We start from the raw sequence: 20,892 nt of genomic DNA, 5'->3' as shown, positions 1-20,892 counted from the left end.
GAGTTCCGAAAATGGGCCCACTCATGGGTTTTTCAACCCGAGCCAGCCGTGCGGATGGATTTGTAGCCGACGGGCGTATATTTTCGGCATATTGCATTCGCCGAGAAGAATGTCCGTAGTACTGCACTACGATGGCCGGTCAGATCACCCAGGACGGCGTCCAGGTTTCTTCCTGGGCGGTTGCGCTGGTGGCCAAGTGGGCGCGGAGGGTGGCCAGGGCCGGGTGGGGGTTGTCGCGGTGCCACAGCAAGGAGTGGGGATAGACCGGGGTCGGGTCGGTCACCGGGATGCGGCGCAGGCCGTGACTCTCGGGCCAGACCAGGCGGGTCTGTTCGCCGATGAAGGTGGCCAGGGACGGCGTGTCGGCGATGGTGTCGAGGAGGGCGTCCGAGCCGAAATTGGGACCGGTCGCCTCGATGGTCAGGCCGAATTGGCCGGCCAGGTCGTCGTAGTAGGCGCCCCATTCCGTGCCCGGTTCGATTCCTGGCATCCAGATGCGGTGGGCGGCGAGCCGGGCCAGGGGAATCGAGCGGGCCGAGGCCAAGGAATGGCCGGGGCCGACCAGAAGCTGCAGGGATTCGTCGAGAACGCGTACCGAGGAAATGTCGTCGGGAAGGGAATGGCCGGGCATGGCCACGGCCCGGAAGGACGCGTCGATCGCTCCGGAGCGCAGGGCGCTCACCGCCGCTTCGACGTTGAAGAGCTTCACAACATCAAGATCGATGTGCGCGTACGAGCGGTGGAACTCCCGCATCAGACCGGATGTCGCCAGGCGTGAGGCGATCACGTCGACCCGCAGCGGGCGGCGGCTCGGGCTGACCGAGGCGGTCGCGCGCTCGGCCACCCGCAGCAGCTCACGGGCGTGAGGCAGGAACGCCTGGCCGTCGATGGTGAGCTCGGCGCCGCGCGGGGTGCGGGTGAACAGCCGCACGCCGAGGTGACGCTCCAGGGCGGCGATGCGTTTGGAGACGGCCTGCTGGGTGATCGACAGGTCGGCGGCGACCTCCTGGAACTGCCCGGCGACGGCGGCGGCGACGAACGTGCGGACGGCCTCGAAGTCCATGCGGCCACCCTACGTACACAACCATGGGTTGTATCTCGACGGCGTGGCGGTTGTTTGATCTGTGGCGCTCCGGCTTGGTTGGATCTGGCGGTCCAACTGAGGGTTGTGGGGGCCGATGCGATTCCGGTGGTTGTGGGCGTCGTTCGCGGTGAGCACGTTCGGTACGTGGCTCGGGTTCGACGCGTTCCCGTTGATCGCGATCCTGGCGTTGCACGCCGGCCCGGTCGAGGTGTCGCTGCTGTCGGCGGCCGGGCTGGCCGTGGGCGCGGTGGTGGCGGTGCCGCTCGGGCCGTGGGTGGAGTTCCGCCGCAAGCGGCCGGTGATGATCGGGATGGATGTGGCGCGGTTCGTGGTGCTGATCAGCGTGCCCGTCGCGTACGCCGTCAATTGTCTTTCGTTCTTTCAGCTCGTGATCGTGGCGATCGTGGCCGCGGCCGCCGACATCACCTTCCGGTCGGCCAGCGGTGCCTTCCTGAAATCGCTGGTCTCCGGGCCGGAGCTGCTGGTCGCGAACGGGCGGTTCGAGGCGACGACGTGGACCGCGACGGTGGTCGGGCCGCCGCTCGGCAACGCCGCGATCGGGCTGTTCGGGCCGGTCGTCACCGTGGTCGTGGACGCGGTCAGCTATCTGCTGTCGGCGGCGGCGATCGGTGCGATCCGCGGTGCCGAGCCGCGACCGGTACGCAGTAATCAGAATCGGACGCGGGCCGGGGAACTGCTCGACGGGTGGCGGTTCATCCTGGCCCATCCGGCGCTGCGCCGCCTGTTCGTGAACTCGGTGCTGGTCAACGGGCTGATCCTGGCCACCGCCCCGCTGCTGGCGGTCCTCATGCTGGGGCGGCTCGGGTTCGCGCCGTGGCAGTACGGGCTGGCGTTCGGCCTGCCGTGCGTCGGCGGGCTGATCGGTTCGCGGCTGGCGCGGCGGCTGGTCACGCGCTTCGGCGAGCACCGGATCCTGCGGGTCTTCGGCACCCTTCGGGCCTGCTGGTCGGTCGGGCTGGCGCTGGTCGGGAGCGGGACGGGCGGGCTCGTGCTGGTCATCGCCGTGCAGTTCGGCCTGGTCACGTGCATGGGCGTGTTCAACCCGGTGTTCGCGACCTACCGCCTGGAGCAGACGCCACCGGATCGGGTGGCGCGGACACTGTCGGCCTGGTCGGTGACCAGCAACGCGACGATCGCCGCGATGACCGCCCTGTGGGGGCTGCTGGCGACCGTGACCAGCCCGCGCCTCGCGATCGCGGTGGCCGGCGCTCTGCTCCTGGCGACGCCCCTGCTGCTGCCCCGGCAGATCAGGGACGCGGTTCCGGTACGGGGCAGCGAGCATCGATGATGATCGCTAGCCTGGCCCGACACCGGACAACCGACGAGCGAAAGGCATCACTTGATGCGCAGAATGTTGACCGGCCTGGTCGCGCTGTTCGCCGTGATCGCGGCGACGCTGATCGGCACCGCGGGCCCGGCGGCAGCCGACGTCACCGGCCCGTGGGTGATCCAGCCCTACACCAACGACCACTGCCTGCACCCGGCCGGATACTCGGCCGCGGCCGGCATCGTGGTCGAGCAGAAGCTCTGCCAGAACGCGTCCAACCGGAACTGGAACTTCCACTCGATCAGCGCGGGCTACTACCGGATCTCGTACCGCAACGGTGGCCTGTGCTTCGGCGTCAAGGACTCGGTGACCACCGAGCGGGCCAAGGTCATCATGCAGACGTGTGGTAACCCGACCCTCAACGACCAGTGGCTGCCCATCCTGAACTTCGGGGCCAAGGGTGTCGACTTCTACCAGCTGAAGAACCGGCACAGCGGCAAGTGCCTGGCCGTGGAGGCCAACTCGCTGCTGGAGGGCGCCGACATGATGCAGTTCACGTGCTACACGACGTCGAACAACCAGGCCTTCACCTGGAACGCTCCGTAAACGACACGCCCCTCGGCCGCGGCGGAACCCAGCCAGGTTCCGCCGCGGTGCAGTGGCCAGTGGCGCATCGCGCGGCTCTCCACCGAGCTCAGCGGATTGGTGTCGACCTTCCGGTACTGAGATGCTGCACCCTCGTCAGCGCGAGCCACGAGGGTGAACATGCAGCTGGGAGTCATCGGGCAGGCCGTCGGCCTGTTCGCGGTCACCAACATCGACGACATCGTGATCCTGGCGCTGTTCTTCGCCCAGGGGGCGGGGCACCCGAACACGACCCGCACCATCGCGATCGGTCAGTACCTCGGCTTCGCCGGCATCCTGGTGGTCGCGGTGGCGGCCGCGTTCGGGGCGACCTTCCTGCCCTCCCAGGTCGTGCCCTACCTCGGCTTGCTGCCGCTCGCGCTGGGCGTCAAGGCCGCGGTGCAGGCCTGGCGGCACCGCCGCGACGAGGAGGACGACGAGGGTACGGGCGGCGGCGCGCCCGCATTCGCCGCCGTGGCCGCTGTGACGTTCGCCAACGGCGGCGACAACATCGGGGTCTACGTCCCGGTCCTCGCCACCGCCGGGGCCGCCGGCATGACCGTTTACGTGGTCGTCTTCCTGATCCTGGTCGCGGTCTGGGTCGCGGCCGGCCGGTTCTTCGCGACCCGGCCGATCATCGCGCGGGCGCTCAGCCGGTGGGGCCACGTCGTGCTGCCCGTCGTCCTGATCGGAATCGGTCTGCTGATCCTCGCCGAGGGCGGCGCCTTCGGCCTGTGACCGCCGGCCACGACTCGGGGCGGGCTCCGTCGCACCGTCGCCGATGATCGGCCGAGATACGCTGCCACGCACCCCGGCCGGTTTCTGTGACAGGCCGGGATCTCAGCGACGATCAAAGCGCGGAAGCGCCCGCTTCTCGGGAACGGTGGCCAGGACGACGACCAGCACGACGATGACCAGCGCCCACCCGGCGGTGACCGGCCCGGTCCCCCACCCGAGCCCGCCGCGACTCACCGGCACACCCATCCAGTCGGCGAACGAGGCCCCGAGCGGCCGGGTGATCACATACGCGGCCCAGAACGCGGCGATCGCATTGAGCCGGCCGGCCCCGAACAGCAGCGCCGGAACCCCGATCGCCGCCGTGAACACCAGCCCGGAAACCAGATAACCCCACCCCAGCGTCGCCGCAGTCAGGTCGCCGACAGCGGTGCCGAGCGCGAAAGTGATCAGGACGGTCGCCCAGTAGAACAGCTCCGGCCGGCCCCTCGTCACGGTGTGGATCGACAGCGTCCGCTCGGTCCGATACCAGACCACCAAGACTACGAGCAGGGCAAAGGCAAAGAACAAGACCGAGATTGCGTACGGGATCCCGAGCGCGACGTGCAGCACGTCCGCCGCCATCGTCCCGAAGATGCTGACCATCACCACCGCGATCCAGTACACGCCGGTCCGATATCGATCGGCGCGCAACTGCACGGCCAGCGCCACCGCCAGGGCCGCCGCGGCCCCGGCCACGGCGATCGGCGGGTCGATGGTCCGGGCCAGGAAGTCCGAGGCGGTCTCGCCCATTCCGGTGGTCAGCACTTTGATCACCCAGAACAGGGCGGTCACCTGAGGCACTTTCACGGCGAGCGAAGCCGGCCGGGTCTGTTCATGAACGGTCACGGCGGGAAGGCTCTCCGCCCACCCCTGAGAAAACGCTGAACCCCGGTCACCCTCACCCCCGCAAGTGCGGCCGGCCCAGCCTCGACCACCGCAGGCGCGGCTCCGGGCCGCGGGGTCGGTAGTCGGCATCGGGCGGCAGCCGACGGCAGGCGGCGGCAACAGGCGGCAGGCACGCCGCGGGAGGCGGGCCGGGGGCGGGCAGGCCGGTGCCGGGAGGCGGGTCGCGTTGGGGGGCCGACCGGCGGCAGGCCGGTGGCGGGAGGCGGGCCGTGGCGGCGGCGGGCCCGTGGCGGGGACGGGTCGGTGGCGGGGGCGGGTCGGTGGCGGGTCAGCGGTCGGCGAGGCCGCACTCGTAGCCCAGGATCACCGCCTGCACGCGGTCCCGCAGACCGAGTTTGGCCAGGATGCGGCCCAGGTGTGTCTTGACCGTGCTCTCCGACAGGACCAGGGCCACGGCGATCTCCGGGTTGGACAGGCCGCGGGTGACCAGTGTGAGTACCTCCCGTTCGCGGCCGGTCAACGCGTCCAGCCGGCGGGCGGCGTCCGATCGGGGTGGTGAACTGCCCAGGTAATGCGCGATCAGCCGGCGGGTCACGCTGGGGGCGGCGACCGACTCGCCGGCGGCCACGACGCGGACCGCGGAGATCAGGTCGGCGGCGAGCGCGTCCTTGAGCAGGAAGCCGCTGGCCCCGGCGCGGAGTCCGGCCAGCACGTACTCGTCCAGGTCGAACGTGGTCAGGATGATCACGCGGGCCTGGTGCGGGCCGCTCCGGATGCGGCGGGTCGCCTCGATGCCGTCGAGGCCGGGCATCCGGACGTCCATCAGCACCACGTCGGGCCGGGTCTGCGCCACCACCGCGAGGGCCTGCGACCCGTCGGCCGCCTCGCCGACCACCTCGATGTCGCCGGTCTCGTCGAGCACCAGCCGGAAGCCGGTACGCACGAGCGTCTGATCATCGACCAGCACCACCCGGATGCTCACGGCGAAGCCCGCACCGGCAGCGTCACACCCAGCCGGAACCCGCTCGGAAACCCCGGCCCGGCCTCCAGCACACCACCCAGCATCGCCACCCGCTCGGCGATCCCCCGCAGCCCGTTGCCGGTATCGGCCCCGACCCCAGCTTCAGGCCTTGGCCCGCCCGAAGGTGAGGGAAGGGGTGACGGCCGGCCCGAGGACGAACGCGGGCCGGAAGGTGGGAGTGGGCCGTGGCCGTCGTCGATCACCTCGATGCGGAGGCGCTCGGGGGTGAAGTCGAGCGTGACCTGGGCGGAAGCGCCGTCGCCGGCGTGTTTGAGGGTGTTGGTGAGGGCCTCCTGGACGATGCGGTAGGCCGACAGGTCGACGGCGGCCGGAACCACATCCGGGACGCCCTCGATGCGCAGGTCGATGCGCATGCCGGCGGCGCGTAACTGGTCGATCAGGGCGGGCACCGCGCCGACGCCCGGGAGCGGGGCCAGCGCGGCGCCGGCCGACGAGCCGGTGCCGGCGGCGAACGGGTCGGGGCCGGCGGGCAGGGCAGTGCCGGCGGTGGCAAGGCCAGTGGGACCGGCGGTGGACAGGGCGGTGCCGGCGGTGGGCCAGCCGGTGGCGGACGGGTCGGGGCGGCCGGCGGCGATCAGGCGGCGCATCTCGGCCAGGGACGTGCGGCCGGTCTCGATCACGTGCTGCAACGCGGTGGCGGTGCGGTCCGGATGACGGTCGAGGGCGGCGGCCGCGCCCTGGGCCTGGACGACCATCACCGACATGCCGTGGGCGACCACGTCGTGCAGCTCGCGGGTGATCCGGGTGCGTTCGGCGGCGACGGCCAGGGCCGCGCGCTGGCGTTCCTCCCGGGCCAGGTCGGCGGTGCGCTGCTCGACGGTGGCCAGGTGGGCGCGGCGGCTGCGCATGCCGTCGCCGACCGCGAACGCGGCGACCAGCAGCAGCCACATCTCCAGAACGGCCTGGCTGGTGTCGACCAGGATGCTGATCGGGACGACCTTGACCGGGGTCTCCTTCGTGCTCTCGACGGAGATGACCTGCTGCTTCTTGGCGGCCATGGCCGCCTTCTGATCGCCCTGCACGTTGGTGCGGCTGGTCAGCATCGCGGCGTAGATCAGCACCATGGTGACGGTGAGGACGGTGAACGAGTTCCGCCGGTGCCGGGCGGTCGCGGCGACCGTGTAGATGACCAGTGGCAGCGCCAGGTCGAGCAGCTGCCACTTGGTCTGGATGAACAGGTGCCCGAGGGTCCCGGCGCCGACCAGGGCCAGGGCGGCGGCCGGGCGTTGCTGCCGCAGCAGCAGGCCGCCGACGATGAGCGTGGCGAACAGCCACCAGGGCAGGTCGACCGGGATGCCGGTGCGGTCCAGATAGGTCTCGACCACATCCGGTTTCGGCGTGACGAGCAGGCCCTGGGCCAGGCCGGGGCCGATGGTCAGCAGCATCAACGCCAGCGCGAGGGCGGCGTCGGTGAGCAGACGGCGAAGCATCTGCCCATCGTAGGAAGCAAATCCGCCCACGGCGTCAGACTCAGGTCCTACATCGGAGGTACCACCACGGGATGAAGCCCCGACCACGGTCGGACGAGATCGATCATCGTGGCCGCCACCGTGGGACGCATGAACCGGAAAGCAGCGCTTCTCGCCGTGCTCCTGGTCGCCGGATGTCACTCCGGCGGCTCACCCACCGCCACGCCGAGCCCCTCGGCCAACCGTCAGCAGCTGCTCGCGCTCGGCCAGCAGTGGGTCCAGTGCCTGCGCGACAAGGGCCTGACCCGGATGCCCGACGCCGGACTCAGCCAGGACGGCTACCTCGAGTTCGCCGGCGACAGCGGCTTCAACTGGAAGGACGAGCTGCGCAAGCATCAGGACATCATCGCCGCCTGCCAGTCCATCGAGGACAGCTATCCACCGGGCGCGTTCCGCCCGAAGAATCAGTTCAGCGCCGACGACCTGCGCAAGCTGGCCGAGTACGCGAAGTGTGTGCGCGAGCACGGCATCCCCGATTTCCCCGACCCGAACGCGCTCGGCGAGTTCGACCTCAGCGGCACGTCCCTGGCCGGCGGCATCCCGGCCAAGCGGCACGATCAGGCCGACGCCGCCTGTCACACCGTCTGGTCCGGCGAGGTGCGGATCTCCGGCGGGGGCGGTGGCAAGAAGTGAGGCGGGCCGCCGGAACCGTGCTGGCCATCGCCGTCACCGCGCCGCTGGCCGCCGGGGTGGCCTGGGCCGCCCGGTCCGGGCCGGACGCCGCCGCGTCGCCGGGCGCCGGGGTGGCGACCGGGACGGCCACCGTCGCCACCGGCACGTTGACGCAGACCGTGCAGCTCAGCGGCACATTGACGTACGCCGCAAGCCTTGGTGTTGATTTTCAGGGTTTGCCGGGCATTCTCACCGCCTCGACCGCGCCGGGCGCGGTCATCGGCCGCGGCGGCATTCTCTTCCGGGTGGCTGATCAGCCGGTCCGCCTGCTGCTGGGTGCCACTCCGGCTTTTCGCGATTTCGGGTACGGGATGAGCGACGGCCCCGACGTCCGCGAACTGGAGGCCAACCTGGTCGCGATGGGCTTCGACCCGCGTCGCCGGATCACCGTGGATCGGCATTTCAGCGCGGCCACCGCCGCCGCGATCCGCCGCTGGGAGGCCGCTTGGGGTCGCCCGTCGTGGCAGCGGACCGGGCGGATCCCGCTGGGGCAGGTGGTGTTCCTGCCGACCGCGCTGCGCGTCACCGCGGCGCCGGGCCGGGTCGGTGCCGCGGTCGGGCCGGGCACCACGATGCTCACCGGCACCTCGCCGAACCGCGCGGTGATCGCCCCGATGGACACCGCCGAGCGCGGGACCGTGCACGTCGGCGACCGGGTCGAGGTCTCGTTCCCGGACCTGGATCCGGTACACGGCCGGGTGACCGGAATCGGTCACGTGGCCAGCGCGCCGCAGTCGGCCGACCCCGGTGCCCCGGCCGATGTGAACGCGGCGACGGTGCCGGTCACGATCGCGGTCACGCTGCCTCGCGGTTTCGGGCTGGACCAGGTGCCGGTGACCGTCGACATCACCACCGGGACCGGTCACGACGTGCTGCTCGCGCCGGTCGCGGCGCTGCTGGCCCGGCCCGGGGGCGGCTATCAGGTCCGGCTGGCCGGGGGCGCGCTCGTCCCGGTCGAGCTGGGTCGATTCGACGAGAGCACCGGGCGGGTCGAGATCGTCGGCGGGCTCAGCGCCGGGCAGAACGTGGAGGTGCCGGTCTCATGACCGCCGTTCTGGAACTGCGGGACGTCCGCAAGGTCTATCCGGGCACGCCGCCGGTGGAGTCGCTGCGCGGGGTGACCCTGACCGTGCACGCGGGTGACCTGGTCGCGGTGGCCGGGCCGTCCGGGTCGGGCAAGACGACGCTGCTCAACCTGGCCGCCGGGCTCGACCGGCCGTCCAGCGGGTCGGTGCGCATCGCCGGGGAGGCGGTCGAGCGGCTCAGCGATCGACGGTTGTCCGGGGTGCGCGCGCATCGGCTCGGGGTCGTCTTCCAGCAGTTCGTGCTGCTGGAACGGCTGACCGCGGCCGACAACGTGGCGACCGGGCTGCTCTACCGGGGTGTGCCGGCCGGCGCGCGGCGGGCGGCCGCGCGGGACGCGCTGGACCGGGTGGGGCTCGCGCATCGGGCCGGGTTCCCGGCCGCGCATCTGTCCGGCGGGGAACGGCAGCGGGTGGCGATCGCCCGGGCCCTGGTCGGGCGGCCCGCCGTCGTGCTGGCCGACGAGCCGACCGGGAACCTCGACTCGGCCGCCGGCGACGCGGTGGTGGCGCTGTTGCACGAGCTCAACGCCGACGGGGTGACGATTGTGGTGATCACCCACGACGGCCGGGTCGCCGGGGCGATGCGGCGCCGCGTCGACCTGCGCGACGGCCTGGTCGTGAACGACACGGCCGGTGTCCCGTGAGGTCCCGGCTGCGGTTCGGGGACCTGCTGCCGGTCAGTACGGTCGGGCTTCGCTCCCGGCCCGGTCGCACGGCGCTGTCGGTGCTCGGGGTGGCGATCGGGATCGCCGCGATGGTGGCGGTGCTCGGCGTGACCCGGTCCAGTCAGGCCGACGTGCTCGCGCAGATCGATCGGGTCGGCACCAACCTGCTGACCGTCGCCAACGGCCGGACGTTGCGCGGCGGGGAGGCCGAGTTCCCGGCGACGGCGGGGGCGGCGGTGGCCCGTACCGAAGGGGTGCTCTCCTCGGCCGCGACCGCGGCCCTGCCGGCGGTCCGGGTCTACCGCAGCGACCGCATTCCCCCCGGCCGGACCGGTGGTCTCGGGGTGCGCGTGACCGACCCGGGCCTGCTCGACACCCTCGACGCACGCCTGGTGCACGGGCGTTTCCTGGACGCGGCGACGGCCCGCTACCCGGCGGTGGTGCTCGGCAACTACGCGGCCACGGTGCTCGGCATCGGCGGCGTCGCCGACCGGCCCCGGATCTACCTCGGCGACCACTGGTTCACGGTCGTCGGCATCCTCGCCCCGGTCGAGCTGGCGCCCGAGCTCGACACCGCGGCCCTGATCGGCGCTCCGGTGGCGACCGCCGATTTCGGCTATCAGAACAATCCCACCCGGATTTTCGTACGGGCCGAGACGTCCCGCACCGCCGAGGTCGCCGGGCTGCTCGGGCGGGCCGCCAGCCCCGCCCACCCGGAAGAGGTGGCGGTGAGCCGGCCGTCGGAGGCGCTCACCGCCCGGATCGCGGTCACCGGCGGCACCACCGTCCTGCTGCTCGGGCTCGGCGCGGTCGCGCTGCTGGTCGGCGGCATCGGGATCGCCAACGTCCTGGTCATCTCGGTTCTCGAACGCCGGGGTGAGATCGGCCTGCGGCGTGCTCTGGGCGCCACCCGGGGTCACGTCGGCGTCCAGTTCCTGACGGAGTCGCTGCTGCTCGGGGCCGGTGGTGGCGCGGCCGGGGTGGTGCTGGGGGCGCTGATCACCTACGGGATGGCCGGGGCGCGGGGCTGGCCGCCGCTGGTCCCGGCGGCCGCGGCCGGGGCGGGACTGGCCACGGCCGTACTGATAGGTGGGTTTGCCGGTCTTTATCCGGCGCTGCGGGCCGCGCGCCTGTCCCCCACCGAAGCCCTGCGCACGATGTGACCGGCGCCGGCGTGCGGGTGGTTGCCGGATCCGGTTCGCGGCTCGCGGCTGTCACTGCGCGCGGTCAGGCGAGTGCGGCGATGGGGGCGGGGCGGCGGCGCTCGCGGATCGAGGCCCAGGCCATGAAGCCGGCCAGGACGGCCAGCAGGACCGCGGAGGCGCCGTAGGTGCCCAGGCCGAGACCGCCCTTGGCGACCGGCTTGGTGAAGAAGTCGCCGACGGTCGCGCCGAGCGGGCGGGTCAGCACGAACGCGAGCCAGAAGACCAGCACGTTCGGGATCCAGCGGACCTTGGTGCAGGCGGCCAGGACGGCCAGGACGGTGGTGATCACGACGGCGCCACCGAGGTAACCGAGGCCGGAACTGTCGGCGAGGAAGTCGCCCATCGAGGTGCCGAGCGTGTTGGAGATCAGGATCGCCGACCAGAACAGCGCCTCGCCGCGGAACGTGCTGATCCGGTTGATGTCGAACGGCAGGCCGGTGGCCTTCCAGACCAGGAACACGATGATCAGCAGTGAGCTCAGGATGGCGGCGCCGGCCGGATAGCCGAGGCCCAGGCCCTGCGGGCCCCAGCCGAGCGAACTGGTGCCGGCGGCCAGATTGTGGGTGTCGCGGTTCATGAAATCGGACAACGTGGTGCCGGCCATGCTCGTGGAGAGGATGACCGTCCAGTAGTAGATCGGGTTGTACCGGCTGGAGCGCAGCTGCACCACCAGGGTGACCACGAAGATCGCGAAGAGCGTGACCGTGCTGAGGAAGTAACCCAGCTTGAGGGTCTGGGAGATCATGTCGCCGGCGGTCTCACCCAGGGTGGTCGCGGCGATCTTCATGACCCAGAAGGCCAGGGTGATCTCCGGCAACTTCTTCAGCACGGTCTTTGCGTGATCCTTAGCGGTCATCAGCTCTCCTCGGGCGGTGGGGATCGTCAGTGAGCAGAATCCGCGACCGACCCTGAGGAATCACTGAAAGTCAGGACATATCCGGGCGGTTTCAGGCGTCGCGTCGGCGGAACACCAGGAACGCCGCGATCAGGACGGCGAGCGGCCAGCACAGGTAGGCGAGCCAGGCCTCGGCCAGCGGCGGATAGAGGTCACCGACGAACTGCGGCGGGCCGTACGACCAGGTCAGGCGCTGCCAGGCCGGGAGCACCATGGCCATCCGGATCTCCGCGCCCGGATGCTGCTTGGTCGTGAACAGCTGCGGCACGAGCACGAGCAGCACGATCGCGGTCACGTAGGTCGCGCCGCCGTGCCGCAGCAGCACCGCGATGCCGAGACCGATCAGCGCCGCCACCGGCCCGGCCAGGGTGGCGCCGGCCAGCGCCGTGAGTGCGCCCGGATCGGTCAGCGCGGCGTTCGCTCCCCGCCCGGACAGGATCCACTGGGAGACCGCGAACCCGCCGGCCGCGCCGCACGCGCCGGTCACGGTCCAGGCCGCGGTGACGACGACCGCCTTGGCCAGCAGCACCCGGGACCGGGCCGGGGCCGCGACCAGGGTGACCCGGATCAGGCCCGAACCGTACTCGCCGACCATCGTGGCCGCGCCGGAGCTCGCGGCGATCACCAGCACGAACAGGTAGGCGACCATCGGGAACGCGTCGCTGAGAGCAAAACCGTGGTCCAGCTGCTCCGCCGGGCTCAGCTGCGGGAAGCGAACGTACTCCTGCTGGGCCGAGAACGCCGCCGCACCGATCACGGTGAGCACCGTGAGGCCCAGCGTCCACCAGGTCGAGCGCAGCGCACGCAGCTTGAGCCATTCGGCGGCGATGAGCGCGGTCATCGGGCGCCGCCCGCCCGGTAGTCGACGTTCGCCGAGGTCAGCTCCAGGAACGCGTCCTCCAGGGAGTCGTGCGCGCCGGTCAGCTCGGCCACCGAACCGACGGCCAGGAGCCGGCCCTGACCGATCACGACCAGGTCGTCGGCGGTCGCGGCCAGCTCGCCGATCAGGTGGCTGGAGAGGAACACCGTGCGGCCCTCGGCCGCCAGTCGCCGGAACAGCAGCCGGACCCAGCGCACACCCTCCGGGTCCAGGCCGTTGACCGGCTCGTCGAAGATCAGCACCGGTGGGTCGCCGAGCAGGGCGGTGGCCACGCCGAGCCGCTGCCGCATGCCGAGCGAGAACGTGCCGACCCGGCGGCCCGCGACCTCGGTCAGGCCGACCTCGGCGAGCACCTCGTCGACCCGGCTCCTTGGCAGGTCATTGCTGCGGGCCAGCGCGGCCAGATGCACCGCGGCGCTGCGGCCGGGGTGGGCCTGCTGCGCGTCCAGCAGCGCCCCGGCGTGGCGCAGGCCGCGGTGGTGCCGGCCGAACGTAGTACCCCCGATCGTGGCGGTTCCGCCGTCCGGCCGGTCCAGGCCGAGCAGCACACGCAGGGTGGTGGTCTTGCCGGCGCCGTTGGGCCCGAGGAAACCGGTGACCCGGCCCGGGCGGGCCGTGAACGACAACCCGGCCACCGCGGTGGTCCGGCCGTACCGTTTGACCAGCTGATCGACGTCAATCATGGAGTGACCATGGCCCGCCGGGGACCGGCCCGTCATCGGACCACGGACGGCATACCGTGGTCGGATGCCGGGCGGCCCGGCGATCGATACGCTCGGCCCATGCCGGGCTCACCGCAACGCCGATCGATGCCACTGGGTGCCTGGGTCGCGCTGCTCTGGTGCGCGGCGACGTTCTGGGCGCTGCGCGGCTTCTCCCGCGTGCCGGGCATGCCGTCAGGGCTGCCGACGCCACCGGCCTGGGTCTGGGCGGTGACCGCGGTGTGCGCCGTGGGCGGGCTCGCCGCGGCCGGGCTGGCCCGCCGCCGGCCGCTGCCCGCGTTGTACCTGCTGGTCGGCGCGGCGACGGTGATGGTCCTGGTGCTGGGCCACGATGCGATGGCCGCCTCGCTGGACACCTCCCTGGCCATGCTTCTGCTGGCCGCCGACGTGGTCATGGCGCATCTGGTGGCGAGCCGCCCTCGACGGACCTGGCCGGCCGGCCTGCTGCCGGTGCTCGCCGTCGAACCGGTCGGCGCCGCGCTACGGGCGTTCGCGGGCCATCCGGACGACTACGGACGCCTCGGCCCGGACCTGGACTGGACCGCCTGGGTGGCGTTCGTGGTGCTGCCGCTGCTGGTGGCCGGCCTGGTCGGGTTCTCGGTGCGTCAGGCCCGCGGCAACGCGCGACGCCTGCGCGAACAGGCCGCCACCCAGGCCGTGATGGCCGAACGACTGCGTATCTCCCGCGAGTTGCACGATCAGGTGGCGCACAGCATCGGGATCATCGCCCTGCAGGCCGGCGCGGCCGCACGGGTCATCACCACGCAGCCTGAGCAGGCCCGGGAGGCGATGCGGGCGGTCGAGGCGACCGGCCGGGACACCCTGGCCGGCCTGCGGCGGATGGTCGGCACCCTGCGCGAGGCCGACCAGCCCCGGCCGGCCGGTCTCGCCGACGTGGACCGGCTGGTCGCGGCCACCGTCGCGGCCGGGGTCGCCGTCGACCTGTCCTGGCACGGCGCCCGGCGCCCGCTGCCGGAGGAGGTGGAGCTGTCGGCCTACCGGGTGATCCAGGAGTCGCTGACCAACGTCCTGCGGCACGCCGGGGCCGGCGTCTGCCGGGTGTCGGTCACCTACCACCCGGCCGATCTGGCGATCGAGGTGGACGACGACGGCCCCGGCACCGACCCCACGGGACCCGCCGGGTTCGGCCTGATCGGCCTGCGCGAGCGGGTCGCCCTGCTCGACGGCACGTTCGCCGCGGGCACCCGGCCCGGCGGCGGTTTCCGGGTGGCGGTCTGCCTGCCCGCTGCCGCATGACCGCGACGGTGCGGGTACTTCTCGCCGACGACCACGCCCTGGTCCGCACCGCGCTGCGGATGGTGCTGGCCGACACCACCGACATCGAGGTGGCCGGCGAGGCCGGGACCGGCGCCGAAGCGGTCCGACTGGCCGGGGCGCTGCGCCCGGACGTGGTGGTGATGGACATCCGGATGCCCGGGATGGACGGCATCGAGGCCACCCGCCGGATCGGTGCGACACCGGCCGCGCCCCGGGTGGTCGTGCTGACCACGTTCGACGACGACGAGTACGTGTACGGCGCCCTGCGGGCCGGCGCGTCCGGCTTCCTGGTCAAGGACATGGCGATGGAGGAGATCGTCTCCGCGATCCGGGTGGTCGCGGCCGGTGACGCGCTTGTCGCCCCGAGCGTCACCCGCCGCCTCATCGAGATGGTCGCCCGGCACCCCGAACCGTCCGGTGACGCCCCGGCCCTGACCGGCATCACCGAGCGCGAACGCGAGGTGCTGACCCTGGTCGGCCGGGGCGCGTCGAACGCCGAGATCGCCGAGCGCATCCACATCACCATGCCGACCGTGAAGAGCCACGTGAGCCGGTTGATGACCAAGCTCGGGGCGCGCGACCGCGTACAGCTGGTGATCGTCGCCTATCGGACCGGCCTGGTCGTGCCCTGACCGGTCGCCCGGCGGCTCAGGAGGACGCGGACGGGACCGGCGTGCCGGTGCTGGACGTCGACGGCGCCGGGGTGGGACGGCCGTCGTCGTTCGGCCGGGAATGATCGTCGCGCCCGTTGCGGCCGGCCTTGCCGTTGCCGTTGCGGCCGTTGTCGCCGTCGTTCCCGGTTCCGTCGGCTCGGGTGTCGGAGCCCTGGTGGTTGCCGCGGTCCTCGCCGTGGCCGTCGCCGAACTCCGAGGCGGCGGCGACCGCGCCGGCGCCGAGGAGGATGCCGAGGAACAGGGCGGCGCCGGTGGTCACCAGGGGCAGGCGGCGGCGGTACCGGCGGTCACCGGTCGAGGCGGCGGGAGCAGGCGTGGCGGGAGCGGGCGGGGCGGGGGGCTGCTGGTCGGGGGCCGGGCCGGCTGCGGGGGCGCCGGCGACGTGCTCGGCGGAGGTGTCGTCGTCGTGGGGCCGGCTCGGGTTCAGGTCGCTCATGGTTCGTATTCCTTCGAGAGGTGGGGGCGGTGCTCTGTCCGTACCTAATCGGCGGTGGTCTTTGGTCTTGAATCGCCGGGACGAGCGCCGGGCGGTACGTGGTTCACGATCGGCAGCGCGGCTAAGAGCAGCTGTTATGTGTCCTTAAGAGCGGCGTAAGAACGCGGCCGGCCGACGCCGGCTCCTTCAGCGTTCTCTCAGGTCGCCGGGAGCTGAGACGGAAGCTGAGACGGCGCTGAAGGCGAGTGCGGCCGGGAATGCTCAACGGTCCGCGGGCGATGCCGACGGTCTCGGGCGTTGCCACCACCGCACACCCGAGGAGATCCGATGAGCACGGACGAGAACACCACGAGCGCGCCGAAGTCGAAGAAGAAGCTGGTCGTCATCGCGGTCGCGGCGCTGGCCGTGCTCGGTGCCGGCGGCGGCTGGTACGCGGTGACGCGGAGCAGCACGCCGGCCGCGGCGACCAAGGGCATCGTCACGCCGCTGAAGGATTCGCTGACGGTGAACCTGGCCGACGGGCACTACCTGAAGCTGAACTTCGCGATGCAGCAGACGTCCGCGTCCGGGACGACCGCGGTCGACACGGCGGCGGCGGTCAACTCGGCGCTCGACGTCTACACCGGAAAGACGATCGCCGCGCTCTCCACCGCGCAGGGTCGTGACACGGCCAAGGCCGAGCTGCTCGCGGCGGTGCAGAAGGACTACACCGCCGGCGGCAGCCCGGACGTGATGGACCTCTACTACACGGCGTTCGTCACCCAGTGAGCCTCACAGATCACGCAGCCGGGAGGCGTCGACCCGGGTCGCCCAGCGGGCCGAGCCCAGCGTGGCCAGCAGGGCCGTGGCGGTGACGGCCGCCGTGACCGCCGCGACGAACGTCCAGGGGATCGCCGGATGTTCCGGCGGCGGGTCGAAGATGCCGGTCAGCACCTTGATCAGTTCGGCCGCGATCACCGCGCCGGCGACGAGGCCGCCGAGCACACCGGCGATGGTCAGGATCCGCGCCTCGGTCCACAGCAGCCCGGCCCGCCGGCGGGCCGAGGCGCCGAGGACGGCCAGGGCGGTGATCGACCGGCGGCGCTGGGTGGCCCCGACCACCAGGACCAGGCCGGCGCCGGCCGCGGCGAGCAGGATCCCGAAGGCCAGGGTGAGACCGGACAGTCCGGCCAGGCTCCCGGCGGCCAGGCCGGACGCGGACGGCACGGCCACCCGGGGTGCGGTGATGTCGTTGACCAGGGCGGCCGGCGGCGCGTGGACGGCGGCGGCCACCGCGGCCGGGGCCGCAGTCCGCACCAACAGGGTCTGCACGGCGTCCAGGCCGGTCGCCGAGGCCACGTAGGAGCGGTTGGCCAGCACGAAGCTGTCCCGCGGGGCGGTCGCGAACTCGGTGATGACACCGACCACGTGGAACGGCACCGGCCGGTAGGTGCCGCTCGCGTCCTTGAGACGCAGCTGCACCTGGTCGCCGGGATGCAGCTGGTAGTCGTGCAGCGTCTCCTGGGACAGCAGCGCGCCGTCCGGGGTGGCGGCCAGGCGGGCGAACACGTCGTGGACGGAGCTTCCCGGGGTGAACGCGTCCTGCAGCGGGGCGGCCCGGCCGATGGTGGCGGGGTCGATGCCGTACAGGTCCTGCAGGTCCGGGCCGACGTAGACGAGCCGGTGGCTGACCGCCTCGACGGCGGTGACGCCGGGCACCGCGGCGATCGCCGGGTCGAGGCCGGTGGTGCTGTCCGGGGCCACGGTGACGGCGACGTCCGAGCCGACGGTGAGCGCCGTGTCCAGACGGGCCTGCTGGTCGTAGGTGTGGGTGAAGACGGCGGCCGAGACGGTCACCGCCACCGCGACGGCCAGCCCGGTCACGCCCCGGGCGATCAGCACGCGGCGGCGGCGGACGACGTCGTGGCGCAGGTCGGCGAACCGGCCGCCGGGATCCGCGGCCGGGATCCGCGCGGGCCGGTCGAGGATCAGCACGGTGACCCGCCAGATCAGCAGGGCCAGGCCGGGCCAGGCCAGGGCCGGGGCGAGCAGCGCGGCATAGTTGACCGAGGTGACCGGGACCCCCTCCGGGACGACGACCACCTGATACTTGCCACGGGCGGTGAGCCAGAAGACGATCGCCGAACCGGCCAGCAGCAGGACGTCGAGGCCGAGCCGCAGCGGCAACGGCAGCCGGGTGGGCGGCATCCGGTGCACGGCGTCGGTGACCGCGGGCGCCGAGCCGCGCAGGGTGGCGGCGACCGGGACCAGCTCGGTGCCGGCCGCGAGCAGCACACCGGCGATCGCGCCGGCGGTCAGCCAGCCGGCCGTGACCGGCCCGAACGGCCCGGCCCGGGAGGCCAGCATCGCGGCGCCGAGTCCGAGCGCGGCGCCGAGCAGCCCGTCGGCCAGGGCGGTGCCGCCGAACAGGATCGCCGCGCGGCGCGGGGTGACCCCGCGCAGACGCAGCAGGGCCAGGTCACGGCGCTGCCGGTCGTTGCGCAGGGAGACGACCAGGGCGGTGACGACCGCGGCCAGGATCAGGCCGGGTACGCCGAGCAGCAGCACCAGCAGACGGGCGTAGATCGCGTCCTCACGCGCCGCGGAGAGCGCGACCTGCAGGTTGTCGCCGATCAGGGCGCCCCCGGCCACCGCCGCCACGTAGTGGTTGGCCCGCCGGGTGTCCTCGGCCGCGGCCCCGGCCGGATCGGCCGGCAGGGACGCGCGGTCCAGCCGCAGGTGGAACTGGTGCACGACGGTGGCGCCGCCGGTCAGGGCGGCGAACCGTTCCGGGCCGACCAGCAGGACGTTGTCCGGCGGGGCACTGGCGCCGGACCCGGCCGGAGCCCCCACGACCTGGAAGAACGAGTCGGCGTTGGGCAGCTCGGCCACGCCGGTGACCTGGACCGGCCGGCCGGCGCCGAGCACGGTGACGATGTCGCCGGGGGCGGCCCCGAGGTTGGACGCGGTCTGCTGCTGCAGCACCGCGCCGTCGCGGCCGAGCAGCATCCGGATCTCGCTCGGGGCGAAGGCCGGATAGTCGGCGGGCAGGGCCACGACGTAGGCGGCGCCGGTGGTCCGGGTGCCGTTCCCGGCCGAGACCGCGGTCAGGCCGGGAATCCGGGCGTAGTCGACGGCGCGGAATCCGGTCAGTCCCGGCACCGCCGCGAGCGCGTCCCGCGCCCCCTTCGGGTCGCTGCCGGCGGTGACCTGGACCTGCCAGTCGACCGGCACCCGGGCGGCGGCGCGCTCGGTCAGGCGGGCCCCGGTCCGCGCGGTGAACGAGCCGAGCAGGACGAGGAAGGCGACGGTCAGGGCGACGGCGACCGCGGCCGCGACGGTCTCGGCCGGGCGGCGCAGCAGTCCGCGCATCACGTAGCGAAGGATCATCGGAGCACCTCTTGAGCGGCGGTCACGGTTCGGGCCGGGAAACGGGCCGCGAGGGCCGGATCGTGGGTGGCGACCATCAGGGCGGCGCCGGACTCCCGCGCGTACCCGATCAGGGTGTCCAGGGTGCGGGCCCCGGTGGCCTGGTCCAGGGCGGCGGTGGGCTCGTCGGCGAGCACCAGCCGCGGACGTACGGCCAGAGCCCGCGCCAGGGCGACCCGCTGCTGCATGCCGCCGGACAGTTCGGCCGGCAGCGCGTCGCCCGCGTCGGCCAGGCCGAACTCGGCGAGCAGGGCGCGGGCGCGGTCGCGGGCCTCGGCCGGGGCGACACCGCGGATCCGCAGTCCCAGGGTGGCGTTCTGCAGGGCGGTCAGCTCCGGGACCAGCGACGGGGCCTGCGGTACGTACATCACCTCGGCCCGGTCGAGACTCCGCTCGACGGTTCCGGTGGACGGCGCGAGCAGGCCGGCCAGTACGAGCAGCAGGGTGGTCTTGCCCGAGCCGGAGCGGCCGGTCACCGCGTGCTGCTCGCCGGCCGCCAGCGCGACCGAGGTGGCGCCGAGGACGGTCCGGCCGCCGAGGACGACCGTGACGGCGGTGGCCGACAGGATCACGTCAGTCTCCCGTCGACCAGGTGCAGGACCCGGTCCGCGTGCTCGGCGACGGCGGCGGCGTGGGTGACGATCACGGTCGTACCCCCGGGTGGGCGCCAGCGGGTGAGCAGGTCGAGGATCGTGGTCTCCTCGTCGCGGCTGACCTCGGCCGTCGGCTCGTCGGCGAGCAGGACGTCGGGGGCGCCGGCCAGGGCGACCGCCAGCCCGGCGCGAGCGGTCTCGCCACCGGACAGGGTGCGGGGCAGGCTGTGCCGTACGGCGTGCAGGCCGAGCCGGTCGATCAGCTCCGCCGGTGCGGGCCCGCGGGCGTGGCCCAGCGAGGCGGCGAAGCGGACGTTCTCCTGCACGCTCAGGTGTCCGAGCAGGCCGCTGCTCTGGGTGAGCACGCCGATGTGCGCGGCCCGCAGCCGGGCCGCCCGCGACGGGCTCTGGTGGCTCAGGCGTTGCCCGGCGACGTCGATCCGGCCGCCGTCCGGGTCGTCCAGACCGGCGAGCAGGTGCAGCAACGTCGACTTGCCGGAGCCGGACGGCCCGGTGACGGCGACCGTCTCCCCGGCCGCGCAGGTGAGCGAGACGTCTCGCAGGGCGGCGATCTCGGTGTCGCCGCGCCGGTAGAAGCGATGGATCCCGTACGCCTCAAGGGGGTTCATGCGATCTTCAAGCTGTTGATCATGGTGCGGTACGCGTCCACGTTGTCGGCGCCGACCGGCCCGAACAGCTCGATGATCACTTCGCGGCCGCCGGCGACGATCTCGTAGCGTTCCACCTCGTCGCGGTACTGCCGGCCGGTGACCGCGTCCGGGGCCGAGTTGCGGCGGTAGACGATCCGCACACCGGAGCCGGCGGGCACGCTCACCTCGGTGATGCCACGCAGCTCGAAGGCGGCCTGGCTGCTCTGCAGGGCCGGCACGTCCTGCCCGGTGGCCGACGCGCCGGTCGGGACGGTGGTGGCCGAGCCGACCGTGGCCTGCACCCCGTTGAGCTTGTCGGTGAAGGTGACCGTGGCGCCCTGGGTCTTCTCGGCCCAGCCCTCGGGGTGGGTGAAGCGATATTTCCCGGCGGTGTTGGCGTATTCGACGAAGGCGACGTTGTCCGGGATGTCGCCCGGCGGATTGTTCTCGGCCGGCACCGCCGTCTCCTGGCCGGCCGGGGCGGTGACCGACGTGGCCGGAGCGGCCGCCGGACTGCTCGGGTTGCTGCAAGCGGCGAGGGTCAGCACGAGCGCGACCCAGGGGCTGATTCGTGGCATGGCCGCGACGCTAGAGAACCC

General features: G+C 72.8%; 22 protein-coding genes. 10 read left to right on the top strand and 12 right to left on the bottom strand.

The window, feature by feature from the left end:
• Positions 1-139: 139 nt before the first annotated feature.
• Complete coding sequence (locus ACSHV8_RS10040; RefSeq protein ID WP_436531637.1) at positions 140-1,063, bottom strand: LysR family transcriptional regulator; 924 nt, start codon at positions 1,061-1,063, stop codon at positions 140-142.
• 115 nt (positions 1,064-1,178) lie between these two features.
• Between ACSHV8_RS10040 and ACSHV8_RS10035 the strand changes: the two genes are divergently transcribed.
• The 3 genes from ACSHV8_RS10035 to ACSHV8_RS10025 all read left to right on the top strand — a co-directional run bounded on the left by ACSHV8_RS10035 (position 1,179) and on the right by ACSHV8_RS10025 (position 3,734).
• Positions 1,179-2,393, top strand: coding sequence for an MFS transporter (locus tag ACSHV8_RS10035; protein WP_436531635.1), 1,215 nt, complete (start codon positions 1,179-1,181; stop codon positions 2,391-2,393).
• Positions 2,394-2,447: 54 nt separating this feature from the next.
• On the top strand, positions 2,448-2,978 hold the full coding sequence (locus ACSHV8_RS10030) for an RICIN domain-containing protein (protein WP_436531633.1): 531 nt from the start codon (positions 2,448-2,450) through the stop codon (positions 2,976-2,978).
• Positions 2,979-3,137: 159 nt separating this feature from the next.
• Positions 3,138-3,734 (top strand): cadmium resistance transporter, encoded by a 597-nt coding sequence (locus ACSHV8_RS10025; protein ID WP_436531631.1) that lies wholly within the window; start codon positions 3,138-3,140, stop codon positions 3,732-3,734.
• A 102-nt stretch (positions 3,735-3,836) separates the two neighbouring features.
• Here ACSHV8_RS10025 and ACSHV8_RS10020 read toward each other — a convergent pair whose 3' ends face one another.
• The 3 genes from ACSHV8_RS10020 to ACSHV8_RS10010 form a co-directional block, all read right to left on the bottom strand.
• Positions 3,837-4,619: a COG4705 family protein gene (locus ACSHV8_RS10020; protein ID WP_436531629.1), complete on the bottom strand. Its 783-nt coding sequence runs from the start codon at positions 4,617-4,619 to the stop codon at positions 3,837-3,839.
• Between the two features lie 328 nt (positions 4,620-4,947).
• Complete coding sequence (locus ACSHV8_RS10015) at positions 4,948-5,601, bottom strand: response regulator (RefSeq protein ID WP_436531627.1); 654 nt, start codon at positions 5,599-5,601, stop codon at positions 4,948-4,950.
• Positions 5,598-7,091: a sensor histidine kinase gene (locus ACSHV8_RS10010; protein WP_436531625.1), complete on the bottom strand. Its 1,494-nt coding sequence runs from the start codon at positions 7,089-7,091 to the stop codon at positions 5,598-5,600. The genes ACSHV8_RS10015 and ACSHV8_RS10010 overlap by 4 nt, the downstream gene beginning before the upstream one ends.
• Before the next feature lie 129 nt (positions 7,092-7,220).
• Between ACSHV8_RS10010 and ACSHV8_RS10005 the strand changes: the two genes are divergently transcribed.
• From ACSHV8_RS10005 to ACSHV8_RS09990, 4 genes are read left to right on the top strand one after another with little or no spacing between them, the layout of a single operon-like run.
• On the top strand, positions 7,221-7,763 hold the full coding sequence (locus ACSHV8_RS10005; protein ID WP_436531623.1) for a hypothetical protein: 543 nt from the start codon (positions 7,221-7,223) through the stop codon (positions 7,761-7,763).
• Positions 7,760-8,848, top strand: a complete 1,089-nt coding sequence (locus tag ACSHV8_RS10000) for a hypothetical protein (protein WP_436531621.1) — start codon at positions 7,760-7,762, stop codon at positions 8,846-8,848. The genes ACSHV8_RS10005 and ACSHV8_RS10000 overlap by 4 nt, the downstream gene beginning before the upstream one ends.
• On the top strand, positions 8,845-9,531 hold the full coding sequence (locus ACSHV8_RS09995; RefSeq protein WP_436531619.1) for an ABC transporter ATP-binding protein: 687 nt from the start codon (positions 8,845-8,847) through the stop codon (positions 9,529-9,531). Before ACSHV8_RS10000 ends, ACSHV8_RS09995 begins: the two co-directional genes overlap by 4 nt.
• Positions 9,528-10,715 (top strand): ABC transporter permease, encoded by a 1,188-nt coding sequence (locus tag ACSHV8_RS09990; protein ID WP_436531617.1) that lies wholly within the window; start codon positions 9,528-9,530, stop codon positions 10,713-10,715. The genes ACSHV8_RS09995 and ACSHV8_RS09990 overlap by 4 nt, the downstream gene beginning before the upstream one ends.
• 64 nt (positions 10,716-10,779) lie before the next feature.
• Here the strand turns inward: ACSHV8_RS09990 and ACSHV8_RS09985 are convergent, their stop codons facing one another.
• From ACSHV8_RS09985 to ACSHV8_RS09975, 3 genes are all read right to left on the bottom strand, one after another.
• Positions 10,780-11,613 (bottom strand): COG4705 family protein, encoded by an 834-nt coding sequence (locus ACSHV8_RS09985; protein WP_436531616.1) that lies wholly within the window; start codon positions 11,611-11,613, stop codon positions 10,780-10,782.
• A gap of 91 nt (positions 11,614-11,704) precedes the next feature.
• Positions 11,705-12,493, bottom strand: a complete 789-nt coding sequence (locus tag ACSHV8_RS09980; RefSeq protein WP_436531614.1) for an ABC transporter permease — start codon at positions 12,491-12,493, stop codon at positions 11,705-11,707.
• Positions 12,490-13,215 carry an ABC transporter ATP-binding protein gene (locus tag ACSHV8_RS09975; RefSeq protein WP_436531612.1) on the bottom strand — a complete coding sequence of 242 codons (726 nt, stop codon included), beginning with the start codon at positions 13,213-13,215 and terminating at the stop codon, positions 12,490-12,492. The genes ACSHV8_RS09980 and ACSHV8_RS09975 overlap by 4 nt, the downstream gene beginning before the upstream one ends.
• A 99-nt stretch (positions 13,216-13,314) precedes the next feature.
• On the opposite strand from ACSHV8_RS09975, the gene ACSHV8_RS09970 reads away from it, so the two are divergent.
• Both ACSHV8_RS09970 and ACSHV8_RS09965 read left to right on the top strand, forming a co-directional pair.
• Positions 13,315-14,511: a histidine kinase gene (locus tag ACSHV8_RS09970; protein ID WP_436531610.1), complete on the top strand. Its 1,197-nt coding sequence runs from the start codon at positions 13,315-13,317 to the stop codon at positions 14,509-14,511.
• On the top strand, positions 14,508-15,164 hold the full coding sequence (locus tag ACSHV8_RS09965) for a response regulator (protein ID WP_436531608.1): 657 nt from the start codon (positions 14,508-14,510) through the stop codon (positions 15,162-15,164). Before ACSHV8_RS09970 ends, ACSHV8_RS09965 begins: the two co-directional genes overlap by 4 nt.
• A 16-nt stretch (positions 15,165-15,180) precedes the next feature.
• On the opposite strand, the gene ACSHV8_RS09960 is transcribed toward ACSHV8_RS09965, so the two are convergent.
• On the bottom strand, positions 15,181-15,642 hold the full coding sequence (locus tag ACSHV8_RS09960; protein WP_436531606.1) for a hypothetical protein: 462 nt from the start codon (positions 15,640-15,642) through the stop codon (positions 15,181-15,183).
• 327 nt (positions 15,643-15,969) lie between these two features.
• Between ACSHV8_RS09960 and ACSHV8_RS09955 the strand changes: the two genes are divergently transcribed.
• The gene (locus ACSHV8_RS09955) at positions 15,970-16,410 is read left to right on the top strand and encodes a flagellar basal body-associated FliL family protein (protein ID WP_436531604.1); all 441 of its coding nucleotides are present in this window, start codon (positions 15,970-15,972) and stop codon (positions 16,408-16,410) included.
• A 3-nt stretch (positions 16,411-16,413) separates the two neighbouring features.
• Here the strand turns inward: ACSHV8_RS09955 and ACSHV8_RS09950 are convergent, their stop codons facing one another.
• Genes ACSHV8_RS09950 through ACSHV8_RS09935 form a run of 4 tightly spaced genes read right to left on the bottom strand, consistent with a single transcriptional unit; the run spans position 16,414 to position 20,871 of the window.
• Positions 16,414-19,011, bottom strand: a complete 2,598-nt coding sequence (locus tag ACSHV8_RS09950; RefSeq protein ID WP_436531603.1) for an ABC transporter permease — start codon at positions 19,009-19,011, stop codon at positions 16,414-16,416.
• Entirely contained in the window at positions 19,008-19,622 is a 615-nt protein-coding gene (locus tag ACSHV8_RS09945; RefSeq protein ID WP_436531601.1) for an ABC transporter ATP-binding protein, read from the bottom strand. The genes ACSHV8_RS09950 and ACSHV8_RS09945 overlap by 4 nt, the downstream gene beginning before the upstream one ends.
• Positions 19,619-20,272 carry an ABC transporter ATP-binding protein gene (locus ACSHV8_RS09940; RefSeq protein WP_436531599.1) on the bottom strand — a complete coding sequence of 218 codons (654 nt, stop codon included), beginning with the start codon at positions 20,270-20,272 and terminating at the stop codon, positions 19,619-19,621. Before ACSHV8_RS09940 ends, ACSHV8_RS09945 begins: the two co-directional genes overlap by 4 nt.
• Positions 20,269-20,871: a hypothetical protein gene (locus ACSHV8_RS09935; protein ID WP_436531597.1), complete on the bottom strand. Its 603-nt coding sequence runs from the start codon at positions 20,869-20,871 to the stop codon at positions 20,269-20,271. The genes ACSHV8_RS09940 and ACSHV8_RS09935 overlap by 4 nt, the downstream gene beginning before the upstream one ends.
• Between the last annotated feature and the right edge of the window lie 21 nt (positions 20,872-20,892).

This window comes from Actinoplanes sp. HUAS TT8 (genome assembly GCF_051380535.1).
In the GTDB taxonomy this organism is placed as follows: domain Bacteria; phylum Actinomycetota; class Actinomycetes; order Mycobacteriales; family Micromonosporaceae; genus Actinoplanes.
Note: the sequence above shows the minus strand (reverse complement) of the source record. Positions and strands in the feature narration are given on the sequence as shown.